The sequence below is a fragment of the Pedobacter sp. 01N310 genome (genome assembly GCF_056399805.1).
Map to the genome: position 1 here is coordinate 560281 of NZ_JBFTSB010000002.1, position 14693 is coordinate 574973.

General features: G+C 38.2%; 13 protein-coding genes. 5 read left to right on the top strand and 8 right to left on the bottom strand.

The features are described from left to right. Positions 1 to 80 precede the first annotated feature (80 nt). Positions 81 to 1241: an HlyD family secretion protein gene (locus AC1DNH_RS07965; RefSeq protein ID WP_477625292.1), complete on the top strand. Its 1161-nt coding sequence runs from the start codon at positions 81 to 83 to the stop codon at positions 1239 to 1241. 64 nt (positions 1242 to 1305) lie between these two features. Then, positions 1306 to 3495, top strand: coding sequence for a peptidase domain-containing ABC transporter (locus AC1DNH_RS07970; protein WP_477578408.1), 2190 nt, complete (start codon positions 1306 to 1308; stop codon positions 3493 to 3495). 43 nt (positions 3496 to 3538) lie between these two features. Here AC1DNH_RS07970 and AC1DNH_RS07975 read toward each other — a convergent pair whose 3' ends face one another. The 8 genes from AC1DNH_RS07975 to AC1DNH_RS08010 all read right to left on the bottom strand — a co-directional run bounded on the left by AC1DNH_RS07975 (position 3539) and on the right by AC1DNH_RS08010 (position 10366). Continuing rightward, a complete protein-coding gene (locus AC1DNH_RS07975) occupies positions 3539 to 4003 on the bottom strand; it encodes a 4'-phosphopantetheinyl transferase family protein (RefSeq protein ID WP_477578406.1) in 465 nt (154 codons plus the stop codon). Beyond that, positions 3993 to 4253, bottom strand: a complete 261-nt coding sequence (locus AC1DNH_RS07980; RefSeq protein ID WP_477578404.1) for an acyl carrier protein — start codon at positions 4251 to 4253, stop codon at positions 3993 to 3995. Before AC1DNH_RS07980 ends, AC1DNH_RS07975 begins: the two co-directional genes overlap by 11 nt. After that, positions 4246 to 5523 (bottom strand): beta-ketoacyl-[acyl-carrier-protein] synthase family protein, encoded by a 1278-nt coding sequence (locus AC1DNH_RS07985; protein ID WP_477578402.1) that lies wholly within the window; start codon positions 5521 to 5523, stop codon positions 4246 to 4248. Before AC1DNH_RS07985 ends, AC1DNH_RS07980 begins: the two co-directional genes overlap by 8 nt. Next, complete coding sequence (locus AC1DNH_RS07990) at positions 5516 to 5953, bottom strand: 3-hydroxyacyl-ACP dehydratase FabZ family protein (RefSeq protein ID WP_477578400.1); 438 nt, start codon at positions 5951 to 5953, stop codon at positions 5516 to 5518. Before AC1DNH_RS07990 ends, AC1DNH_RS07985 begins: the two co-directional genes overlap by 8 nt. Before the next feature lie 18 nt (positions 5954 to 5971). Beyond that, positions 5972 to 7024, bottom strand: a complete 1053-nt coding sequence (locus tag AC1DNH_RS07995; protein WP_477578398.1) for a type III polyketide synthase — start codon at positions 7022 to 7024, stop codon at positions 5972 to 5974. Then, positions 7021 to 7734, bottom strand: coding sequence for a methyltransferase domain-containing protein (locus tag AC1DNH_RS08000; protein WP_477578397.1), 714 nt, complete (start codon positions 7732 to 7734; stop codon positions 7021 to 7023). The genes AC1DNH_RS07995 and AC1DNH_RS08000 overlap by 4 nt, the downstream gene beginning before the upstream one ends. Before the next feature lie 3 nt (positions 7735 to 7737). After that, positions 7738 to 8865, bottom strand: a complete 1128-nt coding sequence (locus AC1DNH_RS08005) for an NAD(P)/FAD-dependent oxidoreductase (RefSeq protein WP_477578396.1) — start codon at positions 8863 to 8865, stop codon at positions 7738 to 7740. A 361-nt stretch (positions 8866 to 9226) separates the two neighbouring features. Beyond that, positions 9227 to 10366, bottom strand: coding sequence for a sterol desaturase family protein (locus AC1DNH_RS08010; RefSeq protein ID WP_215125443.1), 1140 nt, complete (start codon positions 10364 to 10366; stop codon positions 9227 to 9229). Positions 10367 to 10806: 440 nt separating this feature from the next. Between AC1DNH_RS08010 and lpxK the strand changes: the two genes are divergently transcribed. The 3 genes from lpxK to AC1DNH_RS08025 are packed head-to-tail and all read left to right on the top strand — an operon-like array spanning position 10807 to position 14663. Beyond that, positions 10807 to 11868: a tetraacyldisaccharide 4'-kinase gene (gene lpxK, locus AC1DNH_RS08015; RefSeq protein ID WP_477607662.1), complete on the top strand. Its 1062-nt coding sequence runs from the start codon at positions 10807 to 10809 to the stop codon at positions 11866 to 11868. Next, positions 11840 to 12655, top strand: coding sequence for a purine-nucleoside phosphorylase (locus AC1DNH_RS08020; RefSeq protein WP_029275454.1), 816 nt, complete (start codon positions 11840 to 11842; stop codon positions 12653 to 12655). Before lpxK ends, AC1DNH_RS08020 begins: the two co-directional genes overlap by 29 nt. A gap of 1 nt (position 12656) precedes the next feature. Further along, a complete protein-coding gene (locus tag AC1DNH_RS08025; protein WP_477578393.1) occupies positions 12657 to 14663 on the top strand; it encodes a putative porin in 2007 nt (668 codons plus the stop codon). Positions 14664 to 14693 lie beyond the last annotated feature (30 nt).

Sequence of the window (14693 nt, forward strand, 5' to 3'; positions counted from 1 at the left end):
ACAATCCCCCTTTTCGTGTATCTTTTTTCTTGTATAATTTAATAATTACAAACTTGGCCTTAACCAGCCAATTGATGATTATGCCTTTTATAGAAGACGCCAATTTTGAAGATAATTCCATCATTTTTTTACACCATACCAAGGTACGGACACAAATTATTTATTCTGCCACCATACTATTCATTATTGCGGCTTTAGCTGCCCTACCTTTTATTTATACAACAGTAAGCGTTAAGGGGAATGGTTCTTTGCAGAGTAATATCGAAAGAACAGAACTGCTGGCACCTGTGGCTGGGAAAATTACCCTGATTAATTTAACCGATAACAAAAAAATAAAAAAAGGACAACTCCTTTTAAATATAGACCCTACTATACCTGAAACACAAAATTTGATTTTGAATAATCGTTCTGGTGAATTAAAAAATTTATTAAATGATGCGCTCCTCGTTTTAAAACTGGTCGACTTAAGCAATGCAGGGACACCTGCATTGCAAACCGGCCTGTATGCGGCAAGCTGGCAACAATATGCGGAGCAGATTCAGAATGCACTAAATGCACGCGAACAGGCCTACAAAATTTATAAAAGGTATGAAACATTGTATACCAAAAAGGTTGTTACCGAAGCAGAGTATGAGCAATATAAGTTTAATTACGATCAGGCACTTTCTGATTTTAATCTGGTGGCTAAAAAGTACAAAACACAATGGCAAACAGAATCTAATCAATATAGAAAAGAATTAAAAGATCTTGATGGTCAGAAAATCCAGCTAACCGAGCAGGAGAAATTATATCATTTAACCGCAGGGGTATCCGGAACGGTGCAAAATCTATCAGGTTTACAATTGGGTTCGTTTATTACCGCCAATCAGAAAATTGGCGAGATATCGCCAGATAGTGCTTTGCTGGCCATCTGTTATATTAAACCTGCTGATATCGGTTTAATTAAAGCTGGCCAAGCCGTCAGGTTTCAGATCGATGCTTTTAACTATAACCAATGGGGTTTGCTTGCCGGTTTAGTAGCCGATATTTCTGACGATATTATATTGATTAACCAAAGCCCTTATTTTAAAGTGAAGTGTAAATTAGACAAGGATTATTTAAAGTTAAAAAACGGTTATAAAGGGCAGGTAAAAAAGGGGATGACCTTTAACGCGCACTTTACTATTGCAAAACGAAACTTGTATCAATTGCTTTATGATAAAGTTGACGATTGGTTAAATCCAAATGGAGTTAAAAGCTAAAAGACCAAAGCAGAAAATTTTCAAATCTCACATCACCAGTCTCAAATCTCACATCTTCCTTCTAATGTCTACACTAATAAAACAACGCGATATTACCGATTGTGGCGCCGCTTGTTTGGCATCTATAGCTGCATTTTATAAATTAAAGATGCCCGTTGCGCGCATCCGCCAATTGGCCAGCACCGATCAAAAAGGAACCAATGTTTTAGGTTTGATAGAAGCGGCCAACAAACTGGGTTTTGAAGCAAAAGGGGTAAAGGGTAATTTAGATAGTCTTTCTAAAATTCCATTGCCAGCCATTGCGCATGTGGTGGTAAAGAAGCAATTGCAGCATTATGTAGTTATTTATAAAGTAACCGATAAATACATTGAAGTAATGGACCCGGGTGACGGGAAAATACACCGCAAAACTATTGACGAATTTACAAGTGAATGGACAGGTGTACTGGTTCTGTTGTTACCTGATGAGGGTTTTAAGCAAGGCAATGAAAAGGTTGATACCAGAAGCCGTTTTTGGAACCTGATTAAACCGCATAAAAGTATTGTAACGCAGGCACTTTTTGGTGCTTTAATTTATACCATTCTTGGACTATCTACCTCAGTTTTTGTTCAAAAAATAACCGACCATGTTCTGGTAGAAGGTAATCGGAACCTGCTTAATTTAATGAGCTTAATGATGGTGGCCATTTTAGCGCTACAATTATTTATTGGAACGGCTAAAACTATTTTTACAATCCGCACCGGCCAGCAGATAGATGTCCGATTGATATTGGGCTACTACAAACACCTCTTAAAACTGCCTCAGCAGTTTTTCGATACCATGCGGGTGGGCGAAATTATCTCGAGGGTAAACGATGCCGTTAAAATAAGGGCTTTTATAAACGATGTTTCCATTAACCTGGTTGTAAACGGCTTTATTGTTGTATTCTCTTTTATTTTAATGTTCAGTTACTATTGGAAACTCGCCTTAATGATGTTGGCTGTAATTCCATTGTATTTATTGATTTATTTCATCAGCAATAAACTGAACAAGAAAATGCAGCGCAAGTTGATGGAGGAATCGGCCAAGTTGGAATCGCAATTGGTTGAGGGCTTAAATAATGTAGCCACAATTAAAAGATTTGGCCTTGAAAGGTTTACCAACGAAAAAACAGAAACTCATTTTATTGGCCTGCTCAGAACAATTTATAAATCAGGATTAAACTCAGTTTTTTCTGGAACATCAACCGAGGTTATTGCCCGTATGCTCACTATCATCTTGCTTTGGGTGGGTGCAGGTTATGTTTTAGATGGCGAAATTACCCCTGGGGAATTATTTTCTTTCTATACGCTTATTGGTTACTTTACTGGCCCGGCTACTTCCTTAATTGGAGCAAATAAATCTATCCAGGATGCCATAATCGCCTCTGATCGTTTATTCGAAATTATGGACCTGGAGATTGAACAAAATTCATCGAGTATTTTCCTTACGAAAGAATTAATGGGCGATATCAGGTTTGAACATGTAGCCTTTAGATATGGCAGTCGTGTAAATGTGTTTGAAGATCTAAACCTAAAAATTAAGGCTGGAAGTTTTACTGCAATTGTAGGGGAGAGCGGATCTGGGAAGTCTACCTTAATGTCGTTACTTCAAAATATTTATCCCATACAATCGGGCAATATTTTTATTGGTAATCATGCGCTTAAGTATTTGAACAATGCCTCTTTAAGAAATTTATTAAGCGTTGTGCCGCAAAAAATTGACCTTTTTGCAGGAAATGTAATCGAAAATATTGCCATTGGCGATTATGAACCAAATATGCAACAGATTATTAGTATTTGTACACAACTGGGGATTATCAATTTTATTGAAGCTTTGCCAGAAGGTTTTCAGACATATTTAGGTGAAAACGGAGCCTCTTTATCAGGCGGGCAAAAACAAAGGATCGCCATAGCAAGGGCACTGTACCGCAATCCTGAAATTTTAATTCTGGATGAAGCCACTTCTTCTCTGGATTCGGCTTCGGAGCAGTATGTGCAGCGAACAATAGACTTGTTGAGGATGCAAAAGAAAACAATCATCATCATTGCGCATCGGTTACCTACGATTAGAAAAGCTGATCAGATTATTGTATTAGATAAAGGAAAGGTTGTAGAAGAGGGAAGCCATACAGAAATGATGATGGCAAATGGCCATTACGCCAATTTATGGAAACAGCAATTTGGTGATGATGACTTAACGAGCTTAATGATACCCTCTTTCTATAAGAGTTGACAACTTTTCTTGCCTCCTTGCTAGTAAGTTGTCAACTCTGGAATTAATACACCAAAGCCAAATATTGTCCATGGTGACTCACACAACCTGGTTTAGTGCATTTATAATCACCTGGATGATTTGGTGATTCGTAAATGGTTACTTTAATTTCTTCTAGCTCACTAGAAACAGGGGCAGCAATGGTATGGATGTATTGTAGCTGTATATCGCTTTTAGTGAAATATGTATCGTTATCTATACTTACTGTGCCTTTTACCTGATCGGCGTTTGGATAAATAATGCAGTTTAAACTTTTAGGGGCGAAATTTCTGATTCCGGTTTTACGGTTATAAATTTTATAAGCCGATTCTTTCATACTCCATAACAGCCATACCATTTCATCAGGTCTTTTTGCTGATGAAATCAGTAACTGTTCTTCGGCGGTGAAAATTTTATCGAGATAATTTTTACGCCTCCAGTTACTTTGGATTTTAGCCAGATCCAGATCAACGATATCGTTACCCAGCATGCGCTTCCAGTTTTTGAGCTATAATTTCGGTGGTCGCTTTTACTGTAAGCATTTTAGCCATCGAATCGTTGTCTATTTCGATATTGAATTTCTCTTCAATATCTAAAACAATATCAACCAGGTTGGCCGAATTTATTTTTAAATCGTTTATAAAATCGGTGTTTTCGTCAATATGTGCCAAGGCTGATACCTCCTCGCTGTAAGGTTCAACAATTGTTTTTAAGGCTTCGATGATCTCTTCTTTATTCATGGGTATATTTTTTAAAAATAATGCAGGCGTTAATATCACCAAAACCAAAACTGGCTTTAGCTAAGATATTAATTGGTTGTTGAATTAAAGTTTGTGGAATGCATTTCGCATCAATTAAAGCGGTAATCTCGGGACTTAGGTCTTCGCAATTAATATTGGGAAAAATAAATCCTTCTGAAAGCTCAAGCATTGAGGCCACGCATTCTATGCTCCCAGATGCTACAATACAGTGGCCAATCATACCTTTTACAGAATTGATATACGGAAAATCATCGGCAGGTAGTTGTAGTGCTGCTTTCCAGTTTTCTATTTCCAGGGCATCTTTGGTTGTTGCGGTAAGATGGCCATTAATCACATCGATTTCCTGAGCTTCAATACCCGCATTTTTTAATGCTGTTTGGATACATCGCTGTACAGCGGTAGGATTTGGCGCAGTCATAGTACCTGAGCCCCGCTGACCGCCAGAATTGACATGGCCGCCGAGCACTTCGCCATATATCTTGGCTTTTCTAGCCATTGCACTTTCGAGCGATTCTAATACCAAAGCACCTGCGCCGCTTCCAGGTACAAAGCCACTTGCCGTTTCGCTCATAGGGCGGCTACCTTTTTCCGGTTCATCATTGTGTTTAAAGGTGCAAACTTTCATGGCATCAAAACCGCCCCAGATATAAGGGCCGCTATCGCTTGTACTTCCTGCTAACATTCTTGTAGCCTGACCTGTCTTAATTCTTTCGTAAGCTAGCAATATACTTTCTGCTCCTGTTGCACAGGCAGATGAGTTGGTGCTTACCTGATTACCTAAGCCGAGCTTGCCGCTGATAAATGCACTTACGCCGCTGGCCATGGTTTGTATCACTACAGAACTTCCCAGTTTTTTGATTTCAAGCGCATCTATTTTATTAATTGCCCATCTGAATTTATCTATACCCGAAGTGCCTGCTCCGAAAATAGTACCGCTATCCCAGTCGGGCTCTTCATTGTTTTCGATGGTTAAGCCCGCATCTTTCCAGGCATCCAAACCAGCAATAACACCATATATAATTCCTGAACTGTTTAGGTTTCGTAATTCAAGAGGCGTAAAATATTGGCTGATCCGCTCTTCGCTAAGTACTGGCTTGCCTGCTATCTGACAAGAGAAGTTTAAGGCTTCCAGATCGGGCTGATGGCGGATGCCAGAAAGCCCTTTTTTTATGGCATCCGAAAACTCATCAATGGTAGTGCCATTGGGTGCGCATACGCCTAAACCGGTAATTACGACTCTGTTACCCATTTTTTTTTGATATTAACATGCCCGAAATGCTGCCTTTGCAAATCATTTCGCCTGCTGCATTTTCCATTTTTACTTTGCAACTCAGTTTATTAAACCTAAAATAAATTTTCTCACTCGTTACCGTAACCTGCTCACCAGGGTAAACCGGTTTTAGAAAGTCAATAGTGTTTGACGTCATGGCGATGGATATATTTTGATCAATTTCTTTTAAAAGGTAAATGCCTAAACAGACCAATCCAATCTGCGCCATGGTTTCGGTGAGGATCACTGCCGGCGTTACCGGATGGTCTTTAAAATGCCCCTCATAAAATGGAAGGTTTTCAGGATAGGTATATGTCCCGATTACGCCGTTTTCGTCAACATGCAGCAACTCATCAACAAATAGAAAAGATTTGCCGTAAGGGAGTTTAGCTAGGATCTCTTTTTTCATTAGTGATTAGTTGAAGGATTACCATTGTAAAAGTATGCGCTGTGCCGAAAATCCAGGACCAAAACTTAACATCAGTCCTTTTTCCCCAGGCATTGGCTTTTTATCCATAATCCGTTCTAAAACATAGAGAACTGTTGCGCTGCTCATGTTTCCATAAAGCCTTAAAACTTCTTTCGTTTCGTCTATATTTTTGCCAAGCCGGCCAAATAATTCTTCAACAATCTGGATAATCTTTTTTCCACCCGGATGAAAGATTAAATGGTTTATATTATTAATATCGAGGCCATTTTTGGAAAGAAAAGGATGAATAATATCTGGGAAATGATTGGCAATGGTTTCTGGAACTGCTACATCCAGTACCATTTGGAGTCCGGTATTGGTAAGTTTAAATCCCATCATCTCCTCTGCATCATAAAAATGGTACATTTCTTCAGCTAAAATTTCTGGGCCACTATCTTCTTCATTCGAACTTAACAGTACACAGGCGGCACCATCGCCAAATATTGCTGCACTTACAATGTTGGCCATCGAAAAATCATTTAATTGAAAAGTTGCCGTTGGTGATTCTACCGCAACAACTGCGGCCCGTTTACCGGGATTTGCTTTCAGGAAATTCTTAGCATAAATCATGCCTGATACACCAGCGGCACAGCCCATTTCAGTAACCGGCAGGCGCACGATATCCTGGCGGAGTTTAAGTAAGTTGATCAGATAAGCATCTAAAGAAGGGATCATGATACCGGTGCAGCTCACCGTAATGATGTAGTCTAAATCCTGAGCCTGCCAGTTGGCTTTTTCGAGTGCGGTTTCCAAACATTTGGCACCCAGCTTTATCCCTTCTCTTACATAAATGTTGTTTCGCTCCTCAAAACTTAAATCACTAAAAACCGCTTCGGGCGACATGATCGAGTATCTTTTATCTACCGCGGCGCTTTCAAAAATCTTTTTTACCTTTCGGATAAAGCGATCATCCTGATCTTTTAGCCAAATATCTAAAAATGTTAAAATTTCAGCGGTTGACCTCCAAAATTCGGGTAAGGCTTTACTTACAGCTTTTACGGTTACGCTCATATTGTTTTAATTATCCATTGATAGCGGAAAGCCCATTTCCATTTTATTGAACTCGATTTTAGCTTTAATTGTTTGGTGTATTGAAGCAAATCTGCTCTTTTAAACCCGCGCAGAATTGATACCAGTCCATCTTCTCTCGACATATCATTTAAACGGAACACATAACACAAAGCCTTAAACAGGTAATATGCTAGTGCACTTCTTTGCAGGTCGTTGATCACAATGCCCATTTTGGCCGATCTTTTAAAATTTTCCAATAAATCAATAATCTCTTCATCTTTAAAATGATGTAGTGTTAGGGTGCAGAGCATAATATCGCAAGGCTCTGTTTTACTTAAATCATCAAAAATATCGCAGCAGGTGTAGGTGATATTCGGGTAGTTTTTAGATAAACTTTGCGCATGATTTATAGTGTATCTATTGCCATCTATCCCTTTTAAAATAAAATGTAAACCTTGTTTATTTGCATAATCTGCCAAAGTGCGCAACATATCTCCATTTCCACAACCAATATCAGTAATACGAATAACCTCGTCCTTTGGTTTGCTGGTGATTAAGCTCTTAACTCCTTCTAGTGTAACTTTATTACCACCAAGGAGCTGATTGATGCTGGCTATTTTATCCAGTGCATCGCGTAATATCTCACCTTCCATAGCAAAGTCATCCATAATCTCCGGTGCTGTGCTTCTATATGTGGTATCTACTGGCATTTATTATAAAATCTTGATCGGTTTACCATGTGTCTGTTTAATTATTTTATGGAGAAGAAAGGGCATTTTAGTCAACGCACTCATGGCCAAACTTTCGAATTTATTGTTCCTAAGCAAAGACGATAATACGCTGCCCACTTTTAAGCGGCTTTTGAATTCCTTGTTCCAGTGTAAAGTATAAGTTTTTTCCAATGCTGCACGCGAATTAATTTTTCCCTCCATTCTTTGATGCAAAAGTTCTGAAACAATTTTGGCACTGTGGATGGCCATGGCCATGCCATTGCCACAAAGTGGATGAATTAATCCGGCAGTATCGCCAATCATTAAAATATGGTTATACACAGGTTCTTTAGTTTCGAAAGAAATCTGACTGATGGTTAATGGTGCATCGAATAAACAGGTAGCATTTTCGAAAATAGTTTTCAAATGTCTATTTTTATAGAGTGCGTTTTCCTGGAAGGCAAGCAGGTTTTTGTGTTTTTTGAAACGCTCATAGTTAGCTAGGTAACAGATATTCAATCGGTCATTTTCAACCTTCGAAACGCCACAATAGCCACCTTCAAAATTATGAAGGCTTACCAGGTTATTGGGAAAATCGGCTTTGTAATGGGCTTTAACTGCCAGGTATGGTGATTGTTTATTGATGAAATTCCGGTTTAGCTTAACATCAATTGCTGACCTTTTTCCATAAGCGCCAATAACGTAAGCTGCAACAAAAGCGTGGTTTGTGGTTGTTACTGTAAACTGATTATTGGCAAAGTTAATCTGTAAAACGCGATCATGAATTACGTTTATTTTTCTCCTGATCAGTTCGGTATAGAGATAATGATCGATGGTGTATCTGCTTAAACCAAAGCCGCCAAGGGGTAATTTAGTTTTTATGCTTTTGCCAGAAAGGGAAGTGAAAAGCAGTTCGCTTATTAATGTGGGTGCCAGATTTTCAATATCCAGACCGAGCCATTCAAAATAAGGGAGCACCTCATTCGAAATATATTCGCCGCAAACTTTATGGTGAGGATAGGTGTCTTTTTCGATCAACGTAACATTTAAACCCGCCTTATTCAAGTGAAGTGCAGCTGTTAAACCTGCCAATCCACCACCAATAATTAAAATTTCTGTTTCGGCCCGCATATGATAAGATGGAAATCTAAGATAACATTTAAAATTCGGGTTTGTTCCATTTAAGCTTCTTTAACCACTGAGATCATGGAGAGAAAAACAAAGAGGGCACCGAGTTGGGGGGCAATGTGCTGTCCGAACAAGGTGCTGTCAGATGTTACCATCTGACAGTTTCGTTTGCGCTCGTTTCCAAACGAGCACAGAAATAGTTATACGATTCCATCGTTTAAAACGACAAAATGAGGTTGTATCATAAATATAGAATTGTCATCCTGAGCCTGTCGAAGGACCTATTTAAATGCCCTTCAAAGCATTTCGACAAGCTCAACGTGACAAGGTCGAATGGAATCAGAACTTATGGATACAGCCTCATTTATCTATCGCTTCTTTCTTCCATATTTAAATCGGTATCAAAAGGGCTTTTTGTAAATGGATAAATGGATTGTTTAACAAAACCTTTCGGATATGAAGCTTCATGTACACCTGTTCCGGCGGGCCATTCTTTGCCAGGTAAATAATAGGTGCCAAACATCATATCAATAAAGGGAAATATAGAGGCGAAGTTATGGCCATAATATTTAGGGTCTTCGCAATGGTGCCAATGGTGATATTGGGGCGTAGTAAAAATGTATTTTAACGGACCAAAATTAATCCTGGTGTTGGCATGGATGAGTACCGCATGTATCGCAATAAATATAATGTACACATTGAAAACGGTAGATGAAAAGCCCAAAACATAAAGTGGGATAAAAGTCATTGCCCTGGTGAAAAATATATCAATAAAATGGGTACGGCTTCCAGCCAGCCAATCCATATTTTGTGTTGAATGGTGTATGGAATGGAAACGCCATAAGGATACCCGGGTATGGAAAAAACGATGTGCCCAGTATTGAAACAAATCGGTACTGAAAAAAGCCAAAAACAAGGCCACTATAAATGGGAGACCCTGTACCCAGGTGTGCAATTTATCTAAACCTATCCAACCGAAAAATAATACGGCAGGTTTTTGGGTTACAATGCCAAAAAACTGAATAAATAGGTGACTGATTACAAAATAGGTTAAATCGGTACGCCATTCTTCATGGAATTTGGTTTGCTCATTATTTTTTGGAAAAAACAATTCTAAAGGGACAAAAATGGCAACCATTAATAGAAGATCTAAAATCATCCAATCAAGGCCAAAATGCCAGCCCGATTTGGCTACATCTCTACCTTCTACACTCAAAGCACCCAATATTACAGCTAAAGCACCGAGTGCAAAGCCTGGCCAGGCCCATTTTAGTTTTTTACTGAGGATTAAACTTAACAGTGAAAAGAAGAATGCTGCAATAACGCCTCCAAGCATTAGGGCTTCCATACTGTTTTTTGTGTAAATTTCGCGGAATTCGGGCGTGGTTAACTTTTCTGGATAATGAAAACAGAGAATGCCAAATAAGGCCAATACGGCTAAAAAAATAGAAATATATCCACTAATCTGGCCTTGGCCCACTACTAATCTTTTGTTCGGAGACATTAAAATATGTTTTGGTAGATAACAATGATAATAAAAAAAGATAAAATATGGTCGAATAACTTTTGCTAATTGGTTAACTGACTATAAATGCTCTTGTCCAAACAAGTGTTGAAATAGTTATGCGATTTATCCTTTGTAAACGATGATTGTTTCTTTTAGAAGGTTCAAAACCTTTAATAGTAGCACGGTTGCTTCTAATTAAACGGGATTGCAGTGATACACTTTTGTTTTTCTTCAAACCAAAAGGTTTAGCGGAAAGCCCGACTATCATTAATTATAGTACTGACACTGCTTTTCTAAAAAATCTTTAAAAATTTAGCTTTCTAGTTTGCAATTATGCTCATTAACATAAATTCTGACAAACCATTCATCTAGTTAACGGTTGCTTAACTGGGCCATGCCTTTCTTTTTTAAATAATCAGTATTTTTGAAACCACGATATGCTACTGAACTATCTACGCCTTTTACTGCTTCCTTTTTCGATCATTTATGGAATGGCTATTCTTCTCCGTAAAAAACTTTATGATTGGGGATTGATGCGATCTGTAAAGTTCGATTTGCCGGTAATCTGTGTAGGCAATTTAGCCGTTGGCGGATCAGGCAAAACACCAACAACAGAATATTTAGTGAAGTTGCTGGCTGGTTATAAAATCGCCATACTAAGTAGGGGATATGGCCGGAAAACGAAAGGTTTTATTGTTGCCGATGGCGCTGCGACGGCCGAAACGATAGGAGATGAGCCATTACAGTACCATCAAAAATTTACAGGTATTACCGTTGCTGTTTGCGAAGACCGTGTAAATGGGATTAAGCAATTAAAAGAGAATCATGATTTAGTAATCCTTGATGATGCCTTTCAGCACCGCGCGGTAAGGGCAGGTTTTAATATTGTGCTTTTCGAGTTTAGAAAGTTGGGTACTTTACAGTTTTTGTTGCCGGCGGGAAATTTAAGAGATGTTTTCTCCTCGCGTAAAAGGGCCGATATATTATTGGTCACAAAATCACCGGTTCCTTTGTTACATGTTGCCCAGCAAGCCGCTATAAATGAACTGCAGCCAAATGCCAATCAACCAGTATTACATTCTTATCTCAAGTATGGCCATCTTATCCATTTATACCGTAACGAAAATCGCACGCTCGAGTCGATTAGAGATTTCGAAATTTTCCTACTCACCGGAATTGCAAATCCAGCTCCATTAATAGAAGAGCTTGAAAAATATACTAAAACCATTAAACACGAAGAATTTCGGGATCATTATGCTTTTAAAAATGATGATATTAAGAAGTTTAAATCGTTTTTTTTGGCAGGGACTAAAAAAGATAAAATCATTATCACAACAGAAAAGGATAGCAAGCGTTTAAGAGCTACCGGATTTGAAGATTTACTGGTAGATTTACCTGTATATTATTTACCCATAGAGGTTGAATTATTTGAAGAAGATAAGATTACCTTTGACGAACTCATTTTAAACTATGTTAAGAGCAATAGAAGAAACCGTTGAATATATAAAACGTAAAACAGAGAACTTTAAGCCAGAAATAGGGATTATTTTAGGTACTGGCTTGGGTGGCTTGGTAAAAGAAATCGAAGTTGAGCATCAATTGATGTATTCTAATATTCCAAATTTTCCAATTTCTACTTTAGAATTTCATAGTGGGAAACTGATTTTTGGAACATTGAACGGAAAGAAAATTATTGCCATGCAAGGGCGCCTACATTATTATGAAGGTTACAGCATGCAACAGATCACCTTCCCGGTTAGGGTAATGAAAGGTTTGGGTATAGAAAACTTAATTGTATCTAATGCTGCGGGCTCGTTAAATCCTGAGTTTAAAAAGGGCGATTTAATGATTATAGACGATCATATTAATCTGCAGCCTGATAACCCATTGCGTGGTTTAATCGAAAGTGAATTAGGGCCCCGTTTCCCGGATATGAGCCAGCCCTATAAACGCGATATCATAGCTAAAGCGCTGGAAATAGCTAAAGATGTAGATATTAACTGTCATAAAGGGGTATACGTTGCCGTTTCCGGACCGAATTTAGAAACCAAAGCTGAGTATAAATATCTGCGTTTAATTGGCGCTGATGCCGTTGGTATGAGTACCGTGCCTGAGGTTATTGTGGCCAATCACGCTGGTTTACCTGTTTTTGCCATCTCCGTGTTAACGGATGAGGGTTTTCCGGAAGATCTGCAACCTTTTAATTTAGAAGAAATTTTAGCAGCAGCCGCCAAAGCCGAGCCTAAAATGACGGAGATTTTAACCCGCTTAATTTCTGAACTATAAGATGCATAAAGTCGTTAAAATCTGTTTTTTTCTCTTACTGCTGTTAGGCATTAACAAAACCTTTGCACAAGATTTAAAAACAAGTGTTGGTACCAACAAAGAATTGGATTCTGTTCGGAAGAAACTAGACTCGGGGAAGGATTCTGTCGTTTTTACCGCAAAATATATCAGGTTTACCAAGCTGTCATTAACTAAAGACAGTATTGTGTTGCTGCCTTTAGATACCTCAACTACCAATATCCAGAATTACAGCCCGCTTTTACAGCCCTTGCACCCAACCATAAACAATGGTAATATGGGCTTGGCAGCAAGGCCATTATTATACGAGCCAAGTAAAAGGATTGGCTTTGACGCAGGATTTCATTCACTTGATTATTACGCTTTAACGCCTGAAGATATTATTTACTATCAGGCCAGAACCCCTTTTACCAGCTTGTATTTTGTTAGTGCCGGACAAAAAGAGCAGCTTTTTAGAGCCATCCACACACAGAATATAAAAAAAAACTGGAATGTTGGGGTTAATTTTAACCGTGGAGATTCCAGAGGCTTTTACGCCAGACAACGTGGCGATAATTTGAATGTTGCCGTATTTTCATGGTATCAATCGCCAAGCAAACGTTACAATATGTGGGCATCGGCAATTTTTAATACCATGCGTGCCTACGAGAATGGCTCTACCGTAGCTACAGGTTTATTCGACCCTGATTATGCCAAAATTGCAAGAGAGGCAGAACCGGTAAATTTATCAGACTCAAGAAATTTGTACCGTAAAAACACCGTTTTCTTAAAGCAAACTTATTATGTAGGAAGGATAGATACCTCTGCAAATGTTAACAATGCTGTTTTACCAACCAACAAGGTTTCGTATACGTTTGAGTATAATAACGACAGCTTCGATTTTTACAAAAATGGAACGGATGTTAATCATGTACTGCCTCCTGGAATTGCGAGCACAATATTTACGAATGATTCGACCCATGTAAAACATATCAAAAATGAATTTATTTATAGTTTCTTTTTAAGACCAAAAAATAGTTCGGTTATAAAAAATGAACTGAAGGTTGATGCGGGGATTAAACACGATTATTATAAACACGAATATCTTGGTATAAAACAAGATGCAACCAATTACGAGCGCAGTAGGTTTGCTTATCAAAACATTACCATTTTAGGTGCAGCGGGCTACCGGTTCTCTAATAATATCGATTTCAATTTAGATGTACAGCAAATTTTGCAAGGTGAAAATGCAGGCGATTACTTATATGAGGCAAAAAGTAAAATACTTTTAGGTAAAACTATAGGAAGGATCGAGTTGGGTGCTTATGTACAAAACCAATCGCCAGCGGCTATTTTTAATTACTATCATGGCAACCATTACCAATGGACAAACAGCGATTTTAAGAACACTAAAATTGCCAATATATCATTTAACTATATCAATGATAAGTATGGTTTTACTGCCGGAGCCAAATATTTCTTAACCAGTAACTATGTTTATTTTGCCGCCGACCATACCGATGGTACAACTGCCATTTTACCAAAACAGGCTTCTGCCGATATTAGCTTAATCAGGTTGGATGTATCAAAGAAATCGAGGTTTGGTAAGTTTGTGATGGAAAATTATATCGCTTATCAAAAAACAGATAAAAATGCAGTGTTAAGAACACCTGAACTTTATACTTATAACAGTATTTATTTTGATAATACTTTTTTTAAAGTATTAAAGGCTAATGTGGGATTTGATGTAAGGTACAATTCTGAATATGCAAACTACTTATATTCACCTGCAACAGCGCAGTTTTATATTGATGAGCGCAATCCAACAAACCTGGCTTCAAAACCAGTAATTGATGTCTTTTTTAAAGCAAATTTAAAAAGGGCCAATATTTTTGTTAAATATGATTTTGTAAATCAGGGTTTATTCCAGCCGGGTTATTACACTGTAAACAGGTACCCCATGCAAGATGCCCTATTAAAATTTGGGGTAAGCTGGAACTTTTACGACTAAATAATAAAGCATAAAAAAGCCTCCCGATTT

Bases quoted from the DNA above. Each gene is read 5' to 3' on its own strand.
- AC1DNH_RS07975 (WP_477578406.1), bottom strand. From the start codon at position 4,003: ATGCTGGGTAACGATATCGTTGATCTGGATCTGGCTAAAATCCAAAGT.
- AC1DNH_RS07970 (WP_477578408.1), top strand. From the start codon at position 1,306: ATGTCTACACTAATAAAACAACGCGATATTACCGATTGTGGCGCCGCT.
- AC1DNH_RS07990 (WP_477578400.1), bottom strand. From the start codon at position 5,953: ATGAAAAAAGAGATCCTAGCTAAACTCCCTTACGGCAAATCTTTTCTA.
- AC1DNH_RS08020 (WP_029275454.1), top strand. From the start codon at position 11,840: ATGTTAAGAGCAATAGAAGAAACCGTTGAATATATAAAACGTAAAACA.
- AC1DNH_RS08005 (WP_477578396.1), bottom strand. From the start codon at position 8,865: ATGCGGGCCGAAACAGAAATTTTAATTATTGGTGGTGGATTGGCAGGT.
- AC1DNH_RS08025 (WP_477578393.1), top strand. From the start codon at position 12,657: ATGCATAAAGTCGTTAAAATCTGTTTTTTTCTCTTACTGCTGTTAGGC.
- AC1DNH_RS07980 (WP_477578404.1), bottom strand. From the start codon at position 4,253: ATGAATAAAGAAGAGATCATCGAAGCCTTAAAAACAATTGTTGAACCT.
- AC1DNH_RS07965 (WP_477625292.1), top strand. From the start codon at position 81: ATGCCTTTTATAGAAGACGCCAATTTTGAAGATAATTCCATCATTTTT.
- lpxK (WP_477607662.1), top strand. From the start codon at position 10,807: ATGCTACTGAACTATCTACGCCTTTTACTGCTTCCTTTTTCGATCATT.
- AC1DNH_RS08010 (WP_215125443.1), bottom strand. From the start codon at position 10,366: ATGTCTCCGAACAAAAGATTAGTAGTGGGCCAAGGCCAGATTAGTGGA.
- AC1DNH_RS07995 (WP_477578398.1), bottom strand. From the start codon at position 7,024: ATGAGCGTAACCGTAAAAGCTGTAAGTAAAGCCTTACCCGAATTTTGG.
- AC1DNH_RS07985 (WP_477578402.1), bottom strand. From the start codon at position 5,523: ATGGGTAACAGAGTCGTAATTACCGGTTTAGGCGTATGCGCACCCAAT.
- AC1DNH_RS08000 (WP_477578397.1), bottom strand. From the start codon at position 7,734: ATGCCAGTAGATACCACATATAGAAGCACAGCACCGGAGATTATGGAT.